We start from the raw sequence: 23,127 nt of genomic DNA on the forward strand, positions 1-23,127 counted from the left end.
TGTAAAAAATCGCTATTATCATAATACTAAGTTAAACAGAACGAAGTACCTAATTGAAGTATTCTTACGTAGCTCGCCAACCGATTCTGGATAGAGAAAAACGAACCATAGGTTACGAACTCCTCTTTCGAGACGGCCCTAAAAATACCTTCCCTGAAGTAGAACCAGAGCTGGCTACTAGTCGACTGCTATCCGATCATTTTTTATCGACGCATTACAACACATTAGGAAACAAACTTGGCTTTGTTAACTTTCCGCATCAAAGCTTGGTGAACTTGGTCCCAACTTTGTTCCCTAAAGAATCTCTCGTCATTGAAGTCCTTGAAGACTGCGAACCGACAGAAGAACTGTTAGAAGCCATCAAGCACCTTCATGAGTGCGGATACAAAATTGCTCTGGATGATTTTGTTCCGACGAAAGCTTGGAAGCGTTTTCTTCCATACATTTCCATGATCAAGTTTGATATTAGACTTGTGCCGATCAAGAAAGCTGCCATTTTTATTCAGGCGTTGAGCCCATTTAAAATCGACTTTCTTGCGGAAAAGGTAGAGACCTATGAAGAGTTTGAGCAAGCTCTAGAAGCCGGTTTTAACTATTTTCAAGGGTATTTTTTTAGCAAACCTGAGATGATCCAGAAAAAACGGTTGAACCCCGCGTTTCTTACCGTCATCCAACTTTGTAAAGAGATTGCTGATAAGCCCATCGACTTCAATGAGGTTGAACGTCTGTTTTCGATTGATGTGACGCTGTCATACAAGCTGCTTACTTACGTAAATTCAGGATATACATTAACGACTAAGATCAAATCGTTCAGACAGGCGCTTATTTATCTGGGTGAAGAGCGACTACGACGCTTTATTTCCTTAGTTGCAATTGCGTCCGTTCAAGAAGATAAACCTGACTCTCTTTACTCTTTAGCGATTCAGCGTGCACGAATGTGTGAACTGTTACTTAGTCAAATGAACACTAGGTATGACCCTGGGCAGGCTTTTTTGACAGGCATGTTTTCTTTACTCGGATCTTTGCTCGATCAACCGCTCTCGGATGTCATTGAAGATATCCCCGTTGACGAAGATATAAAACTCGCATTAACCAGTCGAAAAGGCGTACTTGGTCACTTACTTTCGATGACGATCGCCTACGAACAAGCGGACTGGGAGTTAGCCGAGCGATATTGCACCGTTCTTAAATTAACCGAACCTCAATTAGCAGACGCTTTTAATCAATCGACGGAATGGGCTCAAGAACTGCTGTCTCAAACGCCCTAAATCGCTATAATGCCTCACCTCCAGCCTCGCAATTGTGAGGTTGTTTGTTTTTACCGCTTAATTAATCGAGATTTCATTTTATGGCTTCTTCTTGCCCTTGCGGATCTAACCGCACCTACCAACAGTGTTGTGAAATTGCCCACAATAACCACGCTGACGTCACCACTCCAGAGCAGTTAATGCGCTCTCGTTACAGTGCGCATGTGTTAGGTCTAGTCGATTACGTGGTGAACACGTACCACCCAAGCTGTAATGCAGAAGAGCAACGTGAAGACATTGCCCAATCTATCGACAGCGATTGGTGCAAACTTGAAGTTGTAAAAACAGAAGCTGGCAGTAATGACAATGAAGGCTTTGTAGAGTTTAGCGCTTATTTTGATGAAGACGGCAAACGCTACTGCATGACAGAGCGTTCTCGCTTTGTAAAAGAAAATGGGCTTTGGTACTACATTGACGGCACGTTTCCAGAAGAAGAGCTAGAAGAAGAACCAGAACAAGATCCTCGCCTAAACCAACCAGTGAGTAGCCTAAAAGTAGGTCGTAACGACCCGTGTATCTGTGGAAGCGGTAAGAAATTTAAGAAGTGTTGTGGGTAAGATCATCCACTCCTAGCTTATTGAGCTCGATTTAATTGGATTCTTGACTTCGCCTAGGTTCGTTGGAGTGACGTTAATATATGTACCTATTTGAAGTAAATAACTCTACTGCAAGTACCATTAGAAAATATACCGTCATTCTGAACAGCGAGGGACGAGCGTGATTCAGAATCTAATCGCCACCAGCACTGTTGCCGGTTTTTGCCCCGAATCAAGAACACTAAAGTAAAAAGCCCCTAGGCTCGAGAGCATAGGGGCTTTCACTTATCGCAAGCTTACTTATGACGCTCTTTCAGTTTGTTCACTACGTCATTCATCGATAAGCCTTGGTCTTGAAGCAATACCATTAAGTGATAAATCAAATCTGCAGATTCACACACTAACTCCGCCTTATCGCCCGACGTCGCCGCAAGCGCGACTTCAACGCCTTCTTCGCCCACTTTTTGCGAAATACGCTTGGTGCCACGGGCATAAAGACTGGCAGTATAAGAGGAATCTGGGTCGGCACTCTTGCGGGCAGCCAATAGCTGCTCAAGTTGATGAAGCCACACCATTTGTGACTCCTCTTGAGGGTCCACATCCCAGCAAGTTGTGTTACCCAAGTGACACGTAGGACCAATGGGATTCACTTTCACCAGCAGCGTATCGTTATCGCAATCGAGCTGCATGTTCACCAATTGCAATACGTTGCCAGAAGTCTCACCTTTCGTCCAAAGACGCTGCTTGGTACGAGAGAAAAACGTCACTTGACCTGTTTCGCCCGTTTTTGCCAACGCATCTTGGTTCATATAACCCATCATCAGCACTTGGCTTGATTGGAAATCTTGTACGATAGCAGGTACCAGACCATCCACCTTTTCCCAGTTGATTCGCTCAACTAGCGAACTTACTTCGGCGGCTTTCACACTCATAGTCGTACCTCAATGCCTTGTTGTTTCAAATACTGCTTTAGTTCACCAATATTGATGACTTGTTTGTGGAATACCGATGCGGCAAGCGCGCCATCCACATTGGCTTTTTGGTATGCTTCCGCAAAGTGCTCCATAGCACCCGCGCCACCCGATGCAATCAGCGGTACATTACATACTTCGCGCACCATATTCAGTTGTTCGATATCGTAGCCGTTACGCACACCGTCTTGGTTCATCATGTTCAGTACGATTTCACCAGCGCCGCGTTTTTGTACTTCTTGCACCCAATCACGCGTTTCCCATTGGGTCGCTTTGGTGCGTTCTTCATCACCAGTAAACTGGTAAACCTGATACTTGCCCGTCTCTTTGTCGTAGTATGAATCGATACCAACGACGATACATTGCACACCAAACTTATCAGCAAGGTCAGTAATCAACTGAGGGTTCGCCAATGCAGGTGAGTTGATAGACACTTTGTCTGCACCAAACTCAAGAATGCGCGCTGCGTCTTCCGCTGATTTAATACCACCAGCCACACAGAAAGGAATATCAATAACTTCTGCAACGCGAGCGACCCAACTTTTATCGACGACACGACCATCACTTGAAGCGGTAATATCGTAGAACACGAGCTCGTCAGCGCCCTCTTCCGCATAACGCTGTGCCAGAGGAACGATGTCGCCAATGATTTCATGGTTACGGAACTGGACGCCCTTGACCACTTGTCCATCACGTACATCAAGACATGGAATTATTCGCTTTGCCAACATGCAAACGCCTCCTCTGCTGTGAACTTACCATCTAACAGCGCACGACCAACAATCACGCCAGCCACACCGCTGCCTTTTAGCGCTTCGATATCTGCTAATGAGCCAATGCCACCTGAAGATTGAAACTGCACTTGTGGGTACTGTTTGCATAGGTCAACGTAAAGCTCTACGTTTGAGCCTTCTAGCGTACCGTCACGAGAAATGTCCGTGCAAAGCACATGCTGTAGACCTACCGTCAGATAATCGTTGACCAAAGCTTCGATAGTCACGCCTGAATCTTCTTGCCAACCAGAGATCGCTACCTTACGTGTGCCGTCTTGATCGATGTTGATGTCTAGCGCGAGAACGATTTTCTCTGCACCGTATTTTTCCATCCAACCTTTCACAAGCTCTGGCTGTTTTACCGCTGTAGAACCAACGACAACGCGCTGCGCACCGGCTTCTAACAGATCAATCACGTCCTGCTCTGTACGCACTCCACCACCAATTTGGATGTTCGCTGGCGTACTTGCTAATAGCTTTGCAATCAAATCAAGTTGACGTGCTGTCGTGTCTTTCGCGCCAGTTAAATCCACTAAGTGTAGCCAGTTAGCACCTGCTTGGTGGTACAAATTAAACTGCTCTGCTGGGTCGACTTTGTACTCGGTAACTTGACCGTAATCACCTTGATAAAGGCGAACCACATGTCCTTCAATTAAATCAAGAGCTGGAATAATCACACTAAATCCCTTTTATAATTCTAAGAAGTTTTGAATAAGCTTCGCGCCCGCTTTTGAAGAACGCTCAGGGTGGAATTGCACACCGTAGTAGTTGCCACTTTGTACTGCTGCTGTGAACGGGTTGCCGTATTCACACTCGGCAATCGTGTAATCCCCGACAGGCATTGCAAAGCTGTGTACAAAGTAGAAGTACTCACCTTCTTCAATGCCTTTGAACAGTGGGTTACCTGCTTTTGCAGACACTGTATTCCACCCCATATGCGGCAGCGGTAAATCGCCGGTTTGTAGCAACTTCACTTCGCCATCACAAAGTCCAAGACACTCAACCAACTCATCTGCTTTCTGCCCTTTCTCTTGAGACACTTTGCCCAATAGTTGCATGCCTAAACAGATACCTAGCAAAGGCTTTTCTACCTGTTTTACCAAGCTGATAAGATCGCGCTCTTCTAGGTTCTTCATCGCTTCACTGGCAGTCCCCACTCCCGGTAGAAATAGCTTGTCAGCTGCCAATACAACTTGTGGATCTTTTGAAATAGTTACGTCATAACCTAGGCGTTCGATGGCAAACTTCACCGAAGAAACGTTGGCACAGCCAGTATCGATAATGACAACTTTCTGTTCTGTCACTGTTTTTCTCCTTGCTAACGTGAGCCTTAAAGCACGCCTTTACTACTTGGTAGCTCAGTGCCTTCTACTTTGATTGCTTGACGTAAAGTACGACCAAACGCTTTAAACAAGCTTTCAATGATGTGGTGGTCATTATTGCCCGCAGAAGACAGGTGCAGCGTACACGCTAGGGTGTCAGTCAGAGAACGGAAGAAGTGAACCACCATCTCTGTTGAAAGATCACCCACTTGCTCACGGCTAAACTGCGCGTCGAACTTAAGGTAGGGACGACCTGATAGGTCTAGCGCACATTGTGCTAAACACTCATCCATTGGCAGGCTGAAACCAAAGCGACCAATACCACGCTTGTCACCCAGCGCTTCTTTCAACGCCTGACCCAAGGCAAGAGCGGTATCTTCTACTGTGTGGTGATCATCGATGTGAAGGTCTCCTTCCACTTTGCACACCATTTGGAATCCACCGTGCGTCGCAATTTGATCCAACATGTGGTCGAAGAAACCAAGACCCGTTGAGATGTCATTACCGCCTTGCTCATCAAGATTAACCGCAACTTTGATGTCCGTTTCTTTCGTGGTACGAATCACTTCAGCAACACGAGCTTTCACCGTCAGATCTTTCAGGATCTGTTTCCAACCCATGGTTTCTGGGTTGTATTGAATACCACGAATTGCCATATTTTCTGCAAGTTGAAGATCGGTTTGACGATCACCAATCACAACAGAGTTTTGAAAATCAACTTTGCCACCTTGTAGATACTCTTTTACCAAGCCCAATTTAGGCTTACGGCAAGAGCAGTTATCTTCATCAAAGTGAGGACAAATCAGCACGTCGTCAAACTTCACACCTTGAGACTCAAAGATCTCCATCATCATGTTGTGTGGAGCATCAAAGTCTGCTTGTGGGTAGCTGTCGGTACCCAAACCATCTTGGTTAGTGACCATCACTAGGCGGTATCCGGCATCCTGCAACGACAACAGGCTTGGGATAACAAACGGCTCCAGTTTTAGCTTATCTAAACGGTCTACTTGAAAATCAACTGGCGGCTCAACAATTAAGGTGCCATCACGGTCGATAAAAAGGATTTTTTGTTGTTTGCTCACTCGAACTTCCTTATTGCTATTCTTTTGGCGCTCCCGCTATTGAGCAAGAGCGATAAATTTTTTCTCTACTTATGAGTAGTAGTTTCTAATAAATCCAAGTGTTTTTTCGCACTCGTCACGGTTACCCACACTGATACGTACGCAGTTCTCAATTGGCGAGTTGCGTAAAATAATTCCCGTCTCCCAAGCGGCTTTGAAAAGCCCATCACCATCTGGGAATTTCACCAATAGGTAGTTCCCCCACCCTTCAAACACTTCCAAACCCGGAATCATTGAAAGACCAACTTGCAAGTAGGCACGGTTTGCATTCAGATCGAGAACTTGGAACTTCGCTCGCGCTAGGCCTGCTTCAGAAAGCGCTTGAGTGGCAATTTCTGCTACTGGCACCGGTACTGGATATGGTGCGATAACTTTAAGAAGTACATTAATCAGCTCTTCGTTCGCAAGCGTAAATCCACAACGCAGACCTGCAAGCGCAAAAGCTTTCGACAGAGTGCGCAGAATTGCGAGATTCGGGTATTGCGCCAGTAAATCTACCGTTGATGCTTCAGGGCAAAAATCAATGTACGCTTCATCCATCACCACGATTGCACGGTCTTTTGTCATCTCAAGCAGAGACACAATGTCCTCACGCTTAACCAAATTACCCGTTGGGTTGTTTGGCGAACATACAAAAACCAGCTTCACGTTATCCAGATTAGCTTCGATGCCAGCAAGGTCTAGTTGCCAATCTGACGTTAGCGGCACGGTTTTGCGCTCTACACCGATGGTTTCTGCACTGATGGCGTACATACCGTAAGTTGGTGGGCAGTAAAGAATCGCATCTTCACCCGGCTCACAGAATGCACGAATTAATAACTCAATACCTTCGTCTGCGCCGCGAGAAGTCAGTGTTTGTTCTGGTTTCACAGCCGCATACGCTGCGTAAGCGGAAATCAGTTCTTTCGGTTGGCATTCGCTGTAACGATTAAGACGAGCAAAGTCTGTTTTGTATTCATTGTTAAATGGTGATTCGTTGGCATTTAGCCATACGTCACCCGTACCACCGATTCGGCGAGCCGACATATAAGGGGTAAGCTGTTGGACTTGTTTACGCGCTAGCTTTTCCATCTCATTACTCTCTTATTCTTTCTTACTTGCTAATTTTTCTACGCGGATAGTAACAGCACGTTTGTGAGCGTCCAGACCTTCTGCTTCAGCCATCGTGACTACCGTTGGTGCAAGGTTCTTTAAACCATCAGCAGAAAGCTCCTGAACCGTCATTCGTTTAGAGAAATCCGCCAAACCTAAGCTTGAATAAGTACGTGTGTAACCGTAAGTAGGAAGGACGTGGTTAGTCCCCGATGCGTAATCTCCCGCAGATTCAGGCGACCAATCCCCAAGGAAGATAGAGCCTGCATTATCAAGTAGAGGTAGAAGCTCACGAGGGTTCTTAGTCTGAACAATCAAGTGCTCAGGACCGTAGTAATTGGAAATAGAAACTGACTGCGTCATCGACTCGGAAATAATGATCAAGCTTGATGCCAGAGCCTTTTCTGCGATGTCTGCACGAGATAGCTCCTTAAGCTGACGTTGAACCGCATCCGTCACTTGATCAGCAATCACAGGAGAAGGAGTCACCAATACCACTTGAGAATCAGGACCGTGTTCCGCTTGGCTCAAAAGATCCGCAGCGATAAAGTCTGCATCTGCGGTTTCATCTGCAATCACTAACACTTCTGATGGCCCTGCTGGCATATCAATCGCAGCACCGCGGAAATCATTGCTAACCTGTCGTTTTGCTTCGGTCACGTAAGCGTTGCCCGGACCAAAGATCTTATCTACTTTCGATACCGTCTCGGTGCCATAAGCCATTGCAGCAACTGCTTGGCCACCACCGACGTTGTACACTTCATCAATGCCACACAGTTTCGCGACATAAAGGATCTCATCAGCGATTGGCGGTGGAGAACAAAGAACGACTTTACGACAACCTGCAATTTTTGCAGGAACGCCGAGCATCAAAACAGTCGATGGCAAAGGCGCACTGCCACCCGGAATGTACAAACCCACTTTTTGAATTGGGCGTGTTACTTGTTCACAAAGGACACCTGGCTGGGTTTCCACCTTGATCGGTTGCGGCTTTTGCGCTTTGTGGAACTTAGAAATATTGGCGTAAGCTTGCTCTAATGCGCTCTTCATTGACTCTGACAAACGCTCTGACGCTGCCTTAATTTCCTGAGAAGAAACACGAATGGATTCAGGCTTAACACGGTCAAACTTTTCGGTCAGCTCAATAAGAGCAGAGTCACCTTCTTCTCGAACTTTAGCAATAACTTCGGCCACAGCAGTGGTGATATTGGCACCTTCTGCAATAGCAGGGCGCTCCAAAATAGAGTCTTGCTGATTCTCACTTAATGATTGCCAAACGACTGTTCTCATGATGCTTACTCCATCATTTTTTCAATTGGTAGAACGAGAATTGAACTTGCGCCCAACTCTTTCAGCTGTTCCATTGTTTCCCAGAACAGGTTTTCAGAACTCACTAAGTGAACAGCCATTTTCTGCTTATCTGCAGAAAGAGGAAGAACAGTTGGGTCTTCAGCACCTGGCAGTAGTGCTTTAATTTGATCTAACTTCTCTGCTGGGGCGTGAAGCATAATGTACTTAGATTCTTTCGCTTGCTGCACGCCTTGCATGCGAGTTAACAGCTTTTCGATTAGCGCCACTTTGTCTGCGTCGAACTCACCTGTGCGTTGAATCAATGTCGCTTTTGATTTGAAGATAATTTCAGCTTCTTTAAGGCCGTTCGCTTCCAGTGTTGCACCTGTAGAAACCAAATCAGCGATAGCATCAGCGAGACCCGCGCGAGGCGCAACTTCTACAGAGCCTGTCAGCATACATGTAGAGAATGGAACGCCGGCTTCATCCATGTACGCTTTTAGAAGTTGAGGATACGTTGTAGCAATACGCTTGCCAGCTAAGTCTTGTGGACCGTTGTACTCTTCGTCCTTGTCGATTGCGATAGATAAACGACAGCCACCAAAATCAAGTCGACGAAGCTGAACAAACTCGCAGGGTTCACCTAATGCTTTGCGGTCAAGGCGAACTTCTTCTAGCTCATTTTCGCCAATAAAGCCAAGGTCAACCACGCCATCCATAATTAAACCTGGGATGTCGTCGTCACGAACCAAGAGTAAATCAATTGGCATATTTTCAGAATGGACAACTAAACGCTCGCCCATTACGTTGAACTTTACGCCGCACTGTTTTAGTAGAGCTTGACTCTCTTTGCTAAGACGACCTTTTTTCTGAATTGCGATTCTTAAACGTTGTGTTTGCATTGCTTTGTCCCTATGCAAGATTTTGATATCTAAGTATTTTTCAAACTAATAAAACTAAAAAACCCTCGGGAGATTGAAGTCTCCCGAGGGTTTAAAATCTGCTTTTACTTTGATTTTACCTCCGGGAGTTTCCTGCCTCCCGGGTATGCGTACATCGCCCGAAAGACTAGATTGGGTGATGATGGTGATGAATGTTCATTACAAAATTACGCATACTTATTTAAGGCTCTTTTTGAGTTGCTTTGTTAGTAACCACACTAACTAAGGATTCTATATTTTTCAATACTCAATTGAATATTTTCTAAATATTTTTCACAAGACATTGATTTAAATGAAATTAAATTCTTTCCCATATTGAATACTCTGGTAGAAAGAACACCTCCAATCAGCTCTACTCTGACGAAGAAAGCGAAGAATAGTATGAATATTCACCAAAACAACTATTTAGACCGTACCCAATCCATTAATTGACACTCTTCTCAATAAAGAGACAGCAACTCACGTTTGAGACAAGTCATTCAAAACTATTATTAGAGCGGGGCAAAAAATAGTGATTAACAATGAAACTGCGTAACGGTAGTAATAAACAAGCTGTAGATTTCGACGATACGGCACTATACCCGTTGATCGGCAATAGTGCCTGTATCCAAGAACTTCGTACTGCAATACAAAAGTACGCTCAATGTGATGCTGAAGTCCTCATTCAGGGTGAAACTGGTGTTGGGAAAGGTCTTTGCGCTCGCCTTATTCATCAATTGTCGAACAGACACTCAGCACCTTTTGTGGAAGTCAACTGTGGAGCCATTCCAAGTGGTCTTATTGCATCCGAGCTTTTCGGCCACGAAAAAGGAGCATTTACAGGCGCAATCTCAGAGCGTATAGGTTTTATTCAAAAGGCACATAAAGGCACCCTATTTCTTGATGAAATTGGTGACATGCCACCAGACCTACAAATCCACCTCCTTCACTTTTTGGAGAGTAAACAAATCCATAAAGTCGGAGCGGATAAATTCATTGACGTGGACTGTAGGGTCATTGCAGCAAGCCACGTGGATTTGAAAAATGAAGTCGTACAAGGAGGATTTCGTGAAGATCTATTCTATCGGCTTAATATATTGCCATTAACTATCCCTCCACTGAGAAAGCGTGGAAAAGACATTATTATTTTATCTGAACACTTCCTAGCAGATCTGTCTCATGGTCAGGTACAAAAAATGTCTGATAAGGTAAAAGCCAAGCTCCTCAAACATCGTTGGCCAGGCAACGTAAGAGAACTGCGTAATGTCATCCAACGAGCAATTGTGATGTGTGAAGATCACACGCTTCTCGTCGCCGACTTGGGCCTTGATAACAATGAGAGGCAATTGCTCCCTTCTGTGGACCAAATTGATCTCGACTACCTACTGCAAGCTATCGAAGAAAATAAACACAATATGAGTGCGGCTGCACGTCACCTCGGCATTTCAAGAACAACGCTTTATCGATTAATAAAGAAATACAACTTAAATGTTTAAATACTGTATAGGTGTAACGTAACACTGTGTAACAGGTAACTCTTTAGATATCATTTAGTTAACTCTGCATCGCAACCATGCGTATTTTGCTGTATTAAAAATCAAAAGCTTAAAATGGGCATAGTCTTTGCTTAGAACTAAGAAGAAGATGGATTGCTTTTCCATTACAGCCCATCAAGGAGAGCTCGGTACACAAACAATTCGCTCTTAACACGAGACTTTTATCCCCAAAAACGCGATTGCCCCCCTCACCTAAGTCGCGTTAAAAAAAAGCTCCGCTAAATTAGCGGAGCTTCCCTCTGTAACGAATCTATTCAAAACAACTTACGCACTCTGGCAAGACGCTATTTTAGACTTTGAAAGCCATGACAAAATAGCGCAAACGATAACGAATGTTATCGACGCTGCAATGAACGAGAACGCAATTGAAGCAGTCATACCAAGGGCAATAAAGCCCACGCATGAAACAAGCGCGACTGATAATGCATAAGGTAGCTGTGTTGATACGTGATCAATGTGGTTACAACGTGCACCCGTCGATGACAAGATAGTCGTATCTGAGATTGGTGAACAATGGTCACCGAATACCGCACCAGCTAAAACCGCACTCAACATCGGTAGCATTAGCGCTACGTCTGTTGCACCAGCCATGTCTCCGGCGATTGGAAGCATGATGCCGAACGTACCCCATGAAGTACCTGTTGAGAACGCCATCAGGCCAGACAGCAGGAATAAGATAACTGGGAGCCAATGAGGGTTGATATTTCCCTGCGCTATTGTCGAAAGGTAAGTACCAGTCTTCATATCACCGATAACAGAACCAATGGTCCAGGCAAATACTAAGATTAGAATCGCACCAAACATAGACTTAGCACCAATCCAAAGTGTACGTGCGATCTCAGCCATTGGTAGACCTTGCTTCACAACAGTAAACAGTGCAACAGCTAAGCCAAGCAAGCTACCGTAGATTAGTGATGTACCTACATCTGTATTTTCAAAAGCACCAAGAAGCGCAAACTCCTTACCATCAGCAGCCAATGCTTGGCCACCCGTGTAAAGCATTGAAGCGATAGTCGCGATAATCAGCGTTACGATAGGAAGTATCAAATCTGACACTTTACCCTTTTCACTTTCACGGATATCTAGCTCTTCGTTTAGGTCATGCGCTTCTTGCGAGTCATTTTCTTTGTCTTTATCAAAGCCACGACCTTGCGATGCAGAGATTTCATGCTCACGCATTTTACCAATATCAAGACCAAACCACGCAACAGCGAACACCATTAGCAGCGCAAAAACGGCGTAGAAGTTCATTGGGATAAGACGAACATATGCGCCAAGAGCCGAATACTCTGTGATCCCATGTGAGACTAAGATCCCGCCAATAATAGTAATAATGTAAGCACCCCAGCTAGAAGCAGGCATAATTACACACATTGGAGCAGCGGTTGAGTCTAGAATGTACGCAAGCTTAGCGCGAGACACATAAAAGCGATCGGTTACTGGGCGAGAGATCGCACCAACAGCAAGGCTATTAAAGTAATCATCGACAAAAATGAATACGCCTAAAAAGGCGGCAAGAAGTTTGGAGCCGCGTTTACTCTTCACTCGAGATTGTGCCCATTCAGCAAAAGCACGAGTACCGCCAGATAGCGTTAATAAAGCTGTTGTCATACCTAATAAGATTAGGAAACCAACAATGCTCATGTTCCAAGTGTTAATTCCGCCATCTTCAATAAAGACAGAAGAAACTTGAGAACTGACGTAACCTGCGGTGTCGCTGATAGACCAGCTATTAAGTAGCACCGCACCTAGCACGATACCTACACCCAAGGAAACTAATACACGTCGAGTCAAAATCGCCAAAGTCAAAGCGACAATAGGTGGCAATAATGAAACAGGAGAACTAGAAAAATCTATTAAATTCATGATCTTCAAAAACCAAAGTTTGGCTAGAGATCTACTGCAGACAAGTCACGTAGCATACGATACGTGCTCATGTTGAACTTAGCGACAGGGAAGCGAACACTCCACCCAACCCTACAGTAGCGCTCCATAGTTTAATGTGAATATATACTATGGCAGTGTTGTTCCTTTCAGATACAACCCCAGCAAGTAACTTTGATGAGTTACTTACTTCGGCAATCTTCGCCTTCCACTATTATTCATTGGCATCACCCCAATAATAGCTACTCTTCGAGACCGCGCCTCTACGGCAACAACAAACAATTAACCACTAACTGTACAAATTAACAACAAATTGTCTGCAATATTGCATCAGGTGGCAGCCATTGTACTTATGATGAGAGTCAATGCAACACATCAAACTAAATTAAACAAATAAATAATGACTGAGATAATTTATAAACCTTGCCTACTTCCATAAGTTTTGTGCAACTGAAATCACATCAATCATGTTATTTATGAAACATTATTACTACCTTAGAAATATCATGGTTTATCTTATATCAATAAATTAAGGATATATGACACACCATTAAAGATGGATGCTTCATATTTTTAAGTAATAACTCAAATTTTTTTATAAAAAACCAAGCTGTCACTCTCTCTATACAATAATGATTGTTGATTTTAGTTCTCATCTAATAATGATTTATTTCGAGTGTAATAATATTAATTGCTTTAAAAAATAGTCAAATTTAAACAAAATCTTGATTTAGCATTTGCACATAAGGAAAAGATAAAGTTAAATATAAGGACTCTTTGTTTATTTATAGATTGGCATTATTTAATCGTAACGATAAAAAGTGCCCAACACATTAACCTTTTAATAGGAATCGTTATGTCAGAGCTGACTAAAACCCTTCTAAATATCCGTAGCCTTCGTGCATTTTCTCGTGAGCTGACTCTAGAACAATTGGAAGAAGCTCTAGATAAACTCACTACTGTCGTAGATGAGCGTCGTGAAGCAGAAGAAGCAGAACGCGCAGCACAAGCAGAGCAAGAAGCTAAGCTTGCAGAGATTGCTGAGAAAATCGCTCAAGACGGTATTGATGTAGAAGCACTTATTACTGCGCTATCTGGCGAAACTAAGACGAAAGGCAAAGCGAAGCGCGCACCTCGCCCTGCTAAATACAAATACACAGATTCAAACGGTAATGAGAAAACTTGGACTGGCCAAGGTCGTACACCTTCGGCGATTCAAGAGCAACTTGATGCAGGTAGATCTCTGGATGAGTTCCTAATCTAGATCCGTGCTATTTTTAAAAGGCTCCCATAGGGAGCCTTTTTTATTTAAACCATTACAAATAAAAAAGGCACATTTCTTAATGTGCCTTTTACTTTAGTTACAGAATCGTTAATTAAACCGCTTCGTATTAACGTTCCCAGTATGCTTCTTCTAGGCTATCTTCTCGCTCAGGAAGTCCGCGCGACAATCGTGGTGAATGTTGCACGAGAACTTCGTAGCTAGCACGGTTTGCGTATTTGCAGACTTGAGAAAAAGAAGAGTAAGTTAAATACTCGTTACTGTGCTTGCTTGAATTAGGCACATTTTCTTTATGGTATTTATTTGCTGCCATATCATGAAGAACAGCAGATAACGCAGCATCACCTGCGCCATTTGTATTCTTAATTTTTTCTGGGCCACCCATATATGGCGAGATATGCGAGTACACTTTTATTGGCGTTTCGCATGAGTCTTTTTTCGCCGGACGACTGAATTCATAACGATTAAATTCAGCAATTGACCCTGGAAGTAATGGCAAAGAAGTTTCGCGCTTCGCGCTATCTTCCGTATACCCAGCCATAAATAGACCTACAGGACCCGCCGTGCACAATACTAGATCAGCCCACTCCAATGTTTTATCAGACGCAGCAAGTGGATCAGATTCCCCCGTCAGAGCTTCTGCTTCATCTTCATTCATCGCAACGACTGAAACGTTATCTCGAATGAATTCTTGCCAATATTTAGGGTCATCTTGAATAACAAACTTTGTGCCTAAAGTCAGAACAACAGGCACATCATTCTTTTTCGCGTACTCAATCGCTTTCATTGTGGCTTCCGGCATTGGGTCGCCGTCTTTGCAACGTACTAGATATGACGTCAGTACAAGTGCTGATGCATTTTTAAAGATTTTCTCTGGAATGCTATCAGGATGGAGTTGGTTCATTTGCCCTTCGCTGATAGCAAAAGTACGTTCACCGTCTTCTGTGATAAGAGCAAAACAACGGCCAATTGCACCATCTACACCTTGTAGGTAGTTCAAATCCATGCGGCTTGATGTATTACAAAGATAACGGTAACCGTAGCTGCCAATCTTAATATCCTGGCTCATCACTCCAAGTAGTGTGGAGCGGTCATCCGCTAGCACGGAGTAGTTATGTAGCGTGTTACCAATTGTACCGCCCGCATACTCATTGGTAATCAAGTTCTCTTCTTTCAGTTGCTGGTATAACTCTTCTGCTCTTTCGTCATCGATAACCAGAGAGTGACCTTTACTCAGACCGTACTTTTCAATCACATCCGTTGTAACTTTTGCTTCAATATCAACCAAGGTTTGGTCAATACCAATGATGTGAGTGCGCGTCATCTTCTTGCTTTCTTGTGCTTGGCTCACCAGCGGGTCACGAGCATGAACAGGAAAATAGTGCTTCGATTTGCGTTGTCCAGGAAATTTCATATTGTCAGTCTGAGTAAGGGGATGAAAAGGAGAGCGGATTCTATACCGCTAATAATAAAGCAGCAATAAAAGCGATTATAGCAAACGTTTGCTGACAACTTTTTTCTTTTAGGTGGCTTATTCACCTTCCATAAAGCTGAGATCTGGTAGTTGCTCAAGGTGCTCGCTATAACGCTTTAGGTTGAACTCACCTTCATTCTTCATTACATCAAAAATCTCAATTGACATCGCACATGCCATCATCGCAACCGCATCTTCACGTGGTGTGCCAGTCATCATTAAACGCATAAGGGTTTCTTTTACTTTAAGCGGGTTGCCATCTTCGAGCTGATTTTCCACAATTTCAATCAACTCACTTTCTTGCATAAATTGGTTTTCTTCTGTCATTTGGTGTTTCCTCTTGGATTTTGGCCAACTATGCCATATATACCTCTTCTATACTTGCGAAATTACTCGTTCGAATCTTTGTTGAAGAAAAATCCAGCGAAACGAATTGTGATTTCGATCTCGGATCTGTCACCGGTCTGTGGATTCTGATAGAATCTGCATCCCGTTTATTTAAGTGGTGTTTAGTAATGTCTGATAACAGCCAAAAGAAAGTCATCGTCGGTATGTCCGGCGGCGTTGATTCATCTGTTTCCGCGTATCTTCTAAAGCAGCAAGGCTACCAAGTAGAAGGCCTTTTCATGAAGAACTGGGAAGAAGATGACAACGAAGAATATTGTACAGCGGCAGAAGATCTTGCTGACGCTCAGGCAGTATGTGACAAGCTAGGCATCCACCTACACACTATCAACTTTGCTGCCGAATACTGGGATAACGTATTTGAGTACTTCCTTGCTGAATACAAAGCTGGCCGTACTCCGAACCCTGACATTCTTTGTAACAAAGAAATCAAGTTCAAAGCATTCCTAGAATTCGCTGATGAAGTACTTGATGCTGATTACATTGCAATGGGCCACTATGTGCGTCGCTCTTTCCCAGAAAATGGTGAAAAACCACAGATGCTACGTGGTCTAGATGGCAACAAAGATCAAAGCTACTTCCTGTACACATTAAGCAACGAGCAAATCGCACGTAGCCTATTCCCTGTTGGTGATCTAGAGAAGCCAGAAGTGCGCCGCATTGCGGAAGAACAAGATCTAATTACCGCTAAGAAGAAAGACTCTACGGGTATTTGTTTCATCGGTGAACGCAAGTTTACAGAATTCCTCGGTCGCTACCTTCCAGCTCAGCCTGGTAATATCGAGACGCCAGAAGGCGAAGTGATTGGTCAACACCAAGGCCTGATGTACCACACACTTGGTCAGCGTAAAGGTCTACACATCGGTGGCCGTAAAGGCGGCGGTGGTAACGAGGACCCATGGTTCGTTGGTGAGAAAGATCTAGAACGTAACGTTTTGATTGCTGTTCAAGGTAAAGACCATCCAATGTTGAAATCAGAAGGTCTACTTGCATCACAACTTCATTGGGTAGATCGTGAGCCAATTCGCGATGTTATGAAGTGCACAGTGAAAACTCGTTACCGTCAGGAAGATATTCCTTGTACAATCATCCCTATCGATGATGAAAACATTAAAGTTATCTTTGACGAGCCACAAATTGCTGTAACTCCAGGTCAATCAGCAGTGTTCTACAAAGGTGACGTGTGCCTAGGTGGCGGCATCATCGAGCAACGCATTAAATATTCTCAAGCTTAGGAGTCGTTACGTGGCGAATACACTTTATGACCGTACTATCGCTTTCGCTGGGATTTGCCAAGCTGTTGCTTTAGTTCAACAGGTAGCGAGAAACGGACATTGTGATCAAGATGCTTTTGAAACATCAATCAACGCTATTTTGAGCACGAACCCTGCTAACACAGTTGGCGTATTCGGTCGCGAAGCCGATCTAAAGCTCGGCCTAGAATGCTTGGTTAAAGGGATTGATAGCACACCATCAGGCAGTGAAATTACTCGTTACATTATTAGTTTAATGGCGTTAGAGCGTAAGTTAAGCTCTCGTAACGATGCTATGTCTCAGCTTGGTGATCGTATTCAAATGGCCAAGCGTCAGTCAGAGCACTTTGAGCTACTAGACGATCAAATGATCAGCAATTTAGCGAGCATCTATCTGGATGTCGTTAGCCCTATTGGCCCACGCATTCAAGTAACGGGCACGCCATCTGTACTGCAGCAGACGGCAAGCCAACACAAAGTTCGTGCGCTGTTGTTATCTGGCATTCGTAGTGCAGTTCTTTGGCGTCAAGTTGGTGGTAAGCGTCGCCACCTAATCTTCGGGCGCAAGAAGATGGTAGAGCAAGCACAAATCCTTCTTGCTCGTCTGTAGTAAAATATCAAATAAGCAGCTCGCGTTTATCGCGAGCTCATTTTTTTCGACTAAAACAAATCTCGCGCAAACGTTTGCGCAATATTCGTGACAATTGCCACAGTTATTGGTATAAAGCTCACGAAATTTAGAAACCCAATTCAGGAGAACATCATGGAACTGTCAGCATTGACTGCTGTTTCACCAGTAGACGGCCGTTACGGAAGCAAGACAATTGCGTTACGCGAAATTTTCAGTGAATACGGTCTACTAAAGTACCGTACTATCGTTGAAATCCGCTGGCTACAAAAGCTTGCTGCTACTGCTGAAATTGCAGAAGTGCCAGCGTTTAGCGCAGAAGCAAACCAATTCCTAGACGACCTTGCTGCAAACTTCTCTGAAGAAGATGCACGCCGTATCAAAGAGATCGAGCGTACAACTAACCACGACGTAAAAGCGGTTGAGTACTTCCTAAAAGAGAAAGTAGCAGACGTTCCTGAACTGCACGCAGTAAACGAGTTCTTCCACTTCGCATGTACTTCTGAAGACATCAACAACACATCACACGCTCTAATGCTTAAAGAAGCGCGTGAGAACGTGATTCTTCCAGAAATCCGTAACCTAATCGACGCTATCAAAGCACTAGCAGTGGAATACCGCGACATTCCTCTTCTATCTCGTACACACGGTCAGCCTGCTTCTCCATCTACTATGGGTAAAGAAATGGCAAACGTGGCGTACCGTATGGAGCGTCAATTCAAGCAAATCGAAAACGTTGAGATCCTAGCGAAAATCAACGGTGCAGTAGGTAACTACAATGCACACCTTTCTGCTTACCCAGAGCTAGATTGGCACAAGTTCTCTGAAGAGTTCATCACAGAGTCTCTAGGCGTAACTTGGAACCCTTACACAACTCAAATCGAACCGCACGATTACATCGCTGAGCTGTTCGACGCTATCGCTCGTTTCAACACTATCCTGATTGACTTCGACCGTGACGTTTGGGGTTACATTGCACTAGGCCACTTCAAGCAAAAAACTATTGCTGGTGAGATCGGTTCTTCAACAATGCCTCACAAAGTTAACCCAATCGACTTTGAAAACTCAGAAGGTAACCTAGGTCTTGCGAACGCTGTATTCGGCCACCTAGCACAGAAACTGCCTATCTCTCGTTGGCAACGTGACCTAACTGACTCAACGGTTCTACGTAACCTTGGTGTTGGTGTTGGCTACGCTATCATCGCTTACACTTCTACGCTTAAAGGCATCAGCAAGCTAGAAGTAAACCGTGAAGCGCTTCTTGCTGAACTAGACAAGAACTGGGAAGTACTAGCTGAGCCAGTACAAACCGTTATGCGTCGTTACGGCATCGAGAAGCCATACGAGAAGCTGAAAGAGCTAACTCGTGGTAAGCGTGTAGACGGCGAAGCAATGCGTAACTTCATCGACGGTCTTGAGCTTCCTGAGCACGAGAAAGCACGTCTGAAAGAGATGACACCAGCGAACTATATCGGTCAAGCAATCGAGCTGACAGATAAGCTGTAATACTCCTGTAACGACCAGATACTTAAAAGGTTGACGCGAAAGCGTCAACCTTTTTTAGTTAGGAGAGTTAGGTCGGGAGAAAATAATTTTAGTTATATGGAATGGATTATTAATTGAAGATCAGCCCCATTTGTTATGGCTGCTTTTGGAAGAACAAGGTTATTGTTCCTACTTCCACACCAAACTTTTTTATTTTCGTTAGATTGAAAACGTGTCTGTCATCCTGACGATAAAGCCAATCGTCAAAAGCAACCGTCACTGATGAATCCTCCATTTGTAGCTCAAAGTCATATTGCCACTGTAGCGCATTGCCCTGCTCTTCCCCTGTTGCTACACCTATAATATCGTCTGCCTTACCTTCATAACGACCGTCTTCTAATCTAGTGATAACCCAAATTCGCTGGTCCACCTCTCCGTCATCAAACACGAAGTCTTCCACCAGCGTCAGCGTATCACCCGCTACAGTACCCACTATATCGACCTCAAAGCGACGCGTTTGCTGTCCGGTATAATCTTGCACCATCCCCCACGCCTTTATGTCGCCTTCGAAATAACCGAATACGTCAAAAGTCGGTGTAGAAGAGCGGTAATTATCAATGTCTGCGGAACATGCCGAAAGAAAAACAGCTGCCACTAAAGTCGCTGCTTTAAAAATTCGTTTAAACACTATCTAACCTGCCCTATCAATTGTTTTCGGAGTTTCGGAAATTCTGTGTTGGGTGATAACCATATAGCCAAAAATGCATCGTTCATTCGTTCGTCTTCAATGATGCCAACGTTCTTTACTTGCACGTCCCCAACCTGCTTATAAAACAGCTGACCAGATTTTCCATCTGTTAGATAAGTAAGCTCGTCACCTTTTTGAATATCAGGAAACATACGATCGAGCTCGCTGATCCAAGCTTTTCGATATGAGTCCGTAAAACCCAATTTCGCCCACTGCTCATCCGTCACATCAAGCAGCTGTTGCTTACTGATGTCTCTCTTGTAATTAATTTCCAACGCAAGGGGATGTGGCGATACGTCATCGCTTACGATGAACTTTCCATCAGGCGCTTTTAATCTTGAGTGATAAATATCGAAGATGAACCAAGTAAGTTGGGCTTCTCCAACAGTTTTCCATCCCTTCCAATTCGCAATGTTGCTGGCAGCTTCGCTATTTCCAACAGGTTGAGCTTGCAGAGCAAAAGAGCCAGTTACTATTACCAACGCAAGCAGCCTAGTCAGTCTCTGAGTTAAGTCTCTCTTCAAGCTTTTCATTTCCGTACACCTTGAGTATCAAGAGCATCATGACGCACCATTCGACAAACAACATTGCCAGTGTAGCGCCAGTGCTAAATCCAAATTCAACGGCTTGGAGCTTATAGCCAGCAAAGTAGCTCGCTGTTCCTCCGATACCGCCTACTATTGATACGTAGGTTTTTGGGAAACGGTACAAAATTGACTTGAGTTGATAGGCATACCAGGCGAACAGAATCCAAAGGCACAAAAGCCAAAGGGGTAACCATTGAGTGGCAAACATGAAAATTGAAAATTGCTGATTTAATGTATCAAGCACGAGACCAATCGTGGCGATAACACCAATACTTTTGAGCGAAGATGCGTCAGTTTTCAAACAATATAGTAGGGTTGCCAAAGTAAGGAATAACGTCACCCATTGCCATTGATAGGTTCCAAGCACCGCTGCAAACCAGCAGAGTTGGAACCATATCGAAGCAAGAAACACCTTCATAACGAACTACGGGCGTTGAAACGTCATGTGAACGGCACTGATCGTGCGAGCCAAAAAGCCACCTTCACAGTAGCTCAAATAGTAGCGCCACATACGCACAAAGCGGTCGTCGTAGCCAAATGAGCGCACTTCACCCTCTGCTCGATTAAAACGTAGGTGCCATTCATTCAGCGTCTTAGCGTAGTCCAAACCAATATCGAACAAGTCTCGCGTCACTAAGTCACTGTATTTTGTTGTGGCTTGGGTTAGTGAGGTTACCGACGGTAAAAAACCACCCGGGAAAATGTACTTTTGGATAAAGTCGACGTTGTTACTGTAGTAATCGTAACGCTGATCGGCAATCGTAATCGCTTGAATCGCCATCAAGCCACCGGACTTTAATAAAGACTCACAGACCTTAATGTACGAAGGCAGGAATTGTTTGCCCACAGCTTCAATCATTTCAATAGAAACGAGCTTGTCATAAGTGCCGGTTAGGTTGCGGTAATCTTCTTTGAGTAGAGTGATTTTGTCTTCTAAGCCACGCTCTTTGATTTTTTGCTCCGCGTACTCGTGTTGCTCTTCAGATATCGTTGTTGTGGTGACCTGACAACCGTATTGTTCGGCCATGTAAATCGCCATAGCGCCCCACCCTGTGCCAATTTCAACAACATGATCAGTGGGCTTCAGCTCAAGTTGCTGACATAGACGATCCATTTTGTTGATTTGAGCCTGCTCTAGAGAGTCATCCGCATGATTGTAAAGCGCCGACGAGTACAGCATATTGGTATCAAGGAACGCTTCGTATAGGTTGTTACCCAAGTCGTAATGCGCATGGATATTTTTACGTGAGTTCTCTTCAGAGTTTCTGTTTGACCAATGACTGAACTTGTACAGTATTTTAGTCAACCAACTGCCTTGCTCTTCGAGTTTATCTAGAGCACGCATGTTAAGGGCCATCAGTTTCATTAATGAGGTTAAATCGGGGCTATCCCACCACCCATCCATATAAGCCTCACCAGCAGCAATACTGCCGCCCTGCAAGATCCGTGAATAAAAGCCTGGATGTTTTACCTCTATAGTAGCGACAACAGGTTGACCACTGTACTCCCCATTTGGCGCACTAAAACGCTCGCTTCGCTCTGTCGTTTCCGTCTTAAAACTTTCAATAACTGTTAAGCAGCCGATTTCCATTTTTTGCAGACATTGAAAAATAACTCCGCGAGCCGCTTTTTGCGTTGTCGTCAATTTACGCGGCAATGTCATAGAACTAGTATTTAACATGCAGAATTCTCCTTGTGCTTTTTATTTTTTTTGTCTGTTTTTTCAGTATCGGCTTCTATTTCTTCATGCGTTGAATATTTAGGATGAGAATAAAAAGGTGCGCCTTTCACCCAAAGTTTTAATGCGTGCCAATAAATACCAACCATTACTTTTACCGTTTGTATTGGTGTAACGATCAAACACCTCAATAAGGTTTTGCTTGAAAGTGGCTTGGCTTTCATAACCATGGTGGCATCAAAGTGTTTCTCTCCTTTGTGACATTCAAGATGAATATTCAACTTGTCTGTCAAAGGTTTAATTCTCCAGCGGTAGAGTTGGTCAATCGGGTTGAATGGTGAAACATGGAATGCTTTATCTTGTTCCCAACCAAACTTTTCTTCTTCTTTATCTGCTGACACCACGTAGTAATGTCGTTCATTCCAAGGAGTGTTACTCACCTCTGCGAGGAGATACTTCCATTCTCCTTCCGTGTTATAAACGTAGTAGAAATTAACGGGACTGAAATAAAGTCCTAGATAACGCAAGTGACAGACTGCGATTACCTTGCCGGTACAGCGAACACCTGTCAGTTCTTCAATTTTGCTGTGCACTGCCGACTTGACGCTACCTTCACCAATGTAATCACTGCGCTTAAAGCGAGCCCAATGCCACCAACGCGAACCAAAACCCCATACTTTTTTCTCTAAAGCATCGATCTCGTCTACATCGATGGCGGGCATAAATAAAGAGTAGTTCAACTCATGATTCACAGGCGTGAATCGACGGTGACGAACGTTGCCTATAAACAATCGGCTGTTCATTTGGCTATCCAT

General features: G+C 44.1%; 23 protein-coding genes, 1 riboswitch and 1 other annotated feature. Of the genes, 7 read left to right on the top strand and 16 right to left on the bottom strand.

The annotated features are described in order from the left end of the window. The first annotated feature begins 53 nt into the window (after positions 1-53). Together R7O13_RS10250 and R7O13_RS10255 are read left to right on the top strand one after the other, a co-directional pair. Complete coding sequence (locus tag R7O13_RS10250) at positions 54-1,268, top strand: EAL and HDOD domain-containing protein (protein WP_104975223.1); 1,215 nt, start codon at positions 54-56, stop codon at positions 1,266-1,268. A gap of 80 nt (positions 1,269-1,348) precedes the next feature. Beyond that, positions 1,349-1,864, top strand: coding sequence for a YchJ family protein (locus R7O13_RS10255; RefSeq protein WP_033905094.1), 516 nt, complete (start codon positions 1,349-1,351; stop codon positions 1,862-1,864). A gap of 275 nt (positions 1,865-2,139) precedes the next feature. Here R7O13_RS10255 and hisIE read toward each other — a convergent pair whose 3' ends face one another. The 8 genes from hisIE to hisG all read right to left on the bottom strand — a co-directional run bounded on the left by hisIE (position 2,140) and on the right by hisG (position 9,314). Beyond that, a complete protein-coding gene (hisIE, locus tag R7O13_RS10260; protein ID WP_005378160.1) occupies positions 2,140-2,775 on the bottom strand; it encodes a bifunctional phosphoribosyl-AMP cyclohydrolase/phosphoribosyl-ATP diphosphatase HisIE in 636 nt (211 codons plus the stop codon). Further along, positions 2,772-3,545: an imidazole glycerol phosphate synthase subunit HisF gene (gene hisF / locus R7O13_RS10265; protein ID WP_004749837.1), complete on the bottom strand. Its 774-nt coding sequence runs from the start codon at positions 3,543-3,545 to the stop codon at positions 2,772-2,774. Before hisF ends, hisIE begins: the two co-directional genes overlap by 4 nt. Then, on the bottom strand, positions 3,527-4,264 hold the full coding sequence (gene hisA / locus R7O13_RS10270) for a 1-(5-phosphoribosyl)-5-[(5-phosphoribosylamino)methylideneamino]imidazole-4-carboxamide isomerase (protein ID WP_318303762.1): 738 nt from the start codon (positions 4,262-4,264) through the stop codon (positions 3,527-3,529). The genes hisF and hisA overlap by 19 nt, the downstream gene beginning before the upstream one ends. 12 nt (positions 4,265-4,276) lie before the next feature. Next, positions 4,277-4,891 carry an imidazole glycerol phosphate synthase subunit HisH gene (gene hisH / locus R7O13_RS10275; RefSeq protein ID WP_005450758.1) on the bottom strand — a complete coding sequence of 205 codons (615 nt, stop codon included), beginning with the start codon at positions 4,889-4,891 and terminating at the stop codon, positions 4,277-4,279. Positions 4,892-4,917: 26 nt separating this feature from the next. Further along, positions 4,918-5,991 carry a bifunctional histidinol-phosphatase/imidazoleglycerol-phosphate dehydratase HisB gene (hisB, locus tag R7O13_RS10280; RefSeq protein ID WP_005427528.1) on the bottom strand — a complete coding sequence of 358 codons (1,074 nt, stop codon included), beginning with the start codon at positions 5,989-5,991 and terminating at the stop codon, positions 4,918-4,920. A 69-nt stretch (positions 5,992-6,060) separates the two neighbouring features. Next, positions 6,061-7,101, bottom strand: coding sequence for a histidinol-phosphate transaminase (gene hisC, locus R7O13_RS10285; protein WP_154204696.1), 1,041 nt, complete (start codon positions 7,099-7,101; stop codon positions 6,061-6,063). Positions 7,102-7,113: 12 nt separating this feature from the next. Further along, complete coding sequence (gene hisD / locus R7O13_RS10290) at positions 7,114-8,412, bottom strand: histidinol dehydrogenase (protein ID WP_054575132.1); 1,299 nt, start codon at positions 8,410-8,412, stop codon at positions 7,114-7,116. 5 nt (positions 8,413-8,417) lie between these two features. After that, on the bottom strand, positions 8,418-9,314 hold the full coding sequence (hisG, locus tag R7O13_RS10295) for an ATP phosphoribosyltransferase (RefSeq protein ID WP_005378180.1): 897 nt from the start codon (positions 9,312-9,314) through the stop codon (positions 8,418-8,420). Between the two features lie 53 nt (positions 9,315-9,367). Beyond that, positions 9,368-9,505: a sequence feature (His leader region), on the bottom strand. A gap of 369 nt (positions 9,506-9,874) precedes the next feature. Here hisG and R7O13_RS10300 point away from each other — a divergent pair. Next, the gene (locus tag R7O13_RS10300; protein ID WP_005388056.1) at positions 9,875-10,828 is read left to right on the top strand and encodes a sigma-54 interaction domain-containing protein; all 954 of its coding nucleotides are present in this window, start codon (positions 9,875-9,877) and stop codon (positions 10,826-10,828) included. Positions 10,829-11,152: 324 nt separating this feature from the next. Here the strand turns inward: R7O13_RS10300 and tet(35) are convergent, their stop codons facing one another. After that, a complete protein-coding gene (gene tet(35), locus R7O13_RS10305) occupies positions 11,153-12,754 on the bottom strand; it encodes a tetracycline efflux Na+/H+ antiporter family transporter Tet(35) (protein WP_318303768.1) in 1,602 nt (533 codons plus the stop codon). A 109-nt stretch (positions 12,755-12,863) separates the two neighbouring features. After that, positions 12,864-13,046, bottom strand: a riboswitch (Lysine riboswitch). 582 nt (positions 13,047-13,628) lie between these two features. Here tet(35) and R7O13_RS10310 point away from each other — a divergent pair. Then, entirely contained in the window at positions 13,629-14,036 is a 408-nt protein-coding gene (locus tag R7O13_RS10310; protein ID WP_318303769.1) for an H-NS family nucleoid-associated regulatory protein, read from the top strand. Positions 14,037-14,163: 127 nt separating this feature from the next. Here the strand turns inward: R7O13_RS10310 and R7O13_RS10315 are convergent, their stop codons facing one another. Continuing rightward, positions 14,164-15,468 carry an inosine/guanosine kinase gene (locus R7O13_RS10315; protein ID WP_005378187.1) on the bottom strand — a complete coding sequence of 435 codons (1,305 nt, stop codon included), beginning with the start codon at positions 15,466-15,468 and terminating at the stop codon, positions 14,164-14,166. Positions 15,469-15,585: 117 nt separating this feature from the next. Then, positions 15,586-15,855, bottom strand: a complete 270-nt coding sequence (locus tag R7O13_RS10320; protein WP_005378190.1) for a hypothetical protein — start codon at positions 15,853-15,855, stop codon at positions 15,586-15,588. Between the two features lie 188 nt (positions 15,856-16,043). On the opposite strand from R7O13_RS10320, the gene mnmA reads away from it, so the two are divergent. The 3 genes from mnmA to purB all read left to right on the top strand — a co-directional run bounded on the left by mnmA (position 16,044) and on the right by purB (position 19,320). Then, positions 16,044-17,168, top strand: a complete 1,125-nt coding sequence (mnmA, locus tag R7O13_RS10325; protein ID WP_005378192.1) for a tRNA 2-thiouridine(34) synthase MnmA — start codon at positions 16,044-16,046, stop codon at positions 17,166-17,168. A gap of 10 nt (positions 17,169-17,178) precedes the next feature. Further along, entirely contained in the window at positions 17,179-17,796 is a 618-nt protein-coding gene (hflD, locus tag R7O13_RS10330; protein ID WP_005378194.1) for a high frequency lysogenization protein HflD, read from the top strand. Positions 17,797-17,949: 153 nt separating this feature from the next. After that, complete coding sequence (purB, locus tag R7O13_RS10335) at positions 17,950-19,320, top strand: adenylosuccinate lyase (RefSeq protein ID WP_005378198.1); 1,371 nt, start codon at positions 17,950-17,952, stop codon at positions 19,318-19,320. A gap of 133 nt (positions 19,321-19,453) precedes the next feature. Here purB and R7O13_RS10340 read toward each other — a convergent pair whose 3' ends face one another. Genes R7O13_RS10340 through R7O13_RS10360 form a run of 5 tightly spaced genes read right to left on the bottom strand, consistent with a single transcriptional unit; the run spans position 19,454 to position 23,127 of the window. Beyond that, positions 19,454-19,987 (bottom strand): DUF3833 domain-containing protein, encoded by a 534-nt coding sequence (locus tag R7O13_RS10340; protein WP_137281853.1) that lies wholly within the window; start codon positions 19,985-19,987, stop codon positions 19,454-19,456. Next, complete coding sequence (locus R7O13_RS10345) at positions 19,987-20,580, bottom strand: chalcone isomerase family protein (RefSeq protein WP_017821712.1); 594 nt, start codon at positions 20,578-20,580, stop codon at positions 19,987-19,989. Before R7O13_RS10345 ends, R7O13_RS10340 begins: the two co-directional genes overlap by 1 nt. Continuing rightward, entirely contained in the window at positions 20,540-21,052 is a 513-nt protein-coding gene (locus R7O13_RS10350) for a DUF2878 domain-containing protein (protein WP_318303773.1), read from the bottom strand. Before R7O13_RS10350 ends, R7O13_RS10345 begins: the two co-directional genes overlap by 41 nt. A gap of 6 nt (positions 21,053-21,058) precedes the next feature. Beyond that, a complete protein-coding gene (locus tag R7O13_RS10355) occupies positions 21,059-22,315 on the bottom strand; it encodes an SAM-dependent methyltransferase (RefSeq protein WP_213970491.1) in 1,257 nt (418 codons plus the stop codon). Further along, positions 22,309-23,127 (bottom strand): DUF1365 domain-containing protein, encoded by an 819-nt coding sequence (locus R7O13_RS10360; protein WP_154204701.1) that lies wholly within the window; start codon positions 23,125-23,127, stop codon positions 22,309-22,311. The genes R7O13_RS10355 and R7O13_RS10360 overlap by 7 nt, the downstream gene beginning before the upstream one ends.

It is taken from the genome of Vibrio sp. Y176 (assembly GCF_033438945.1).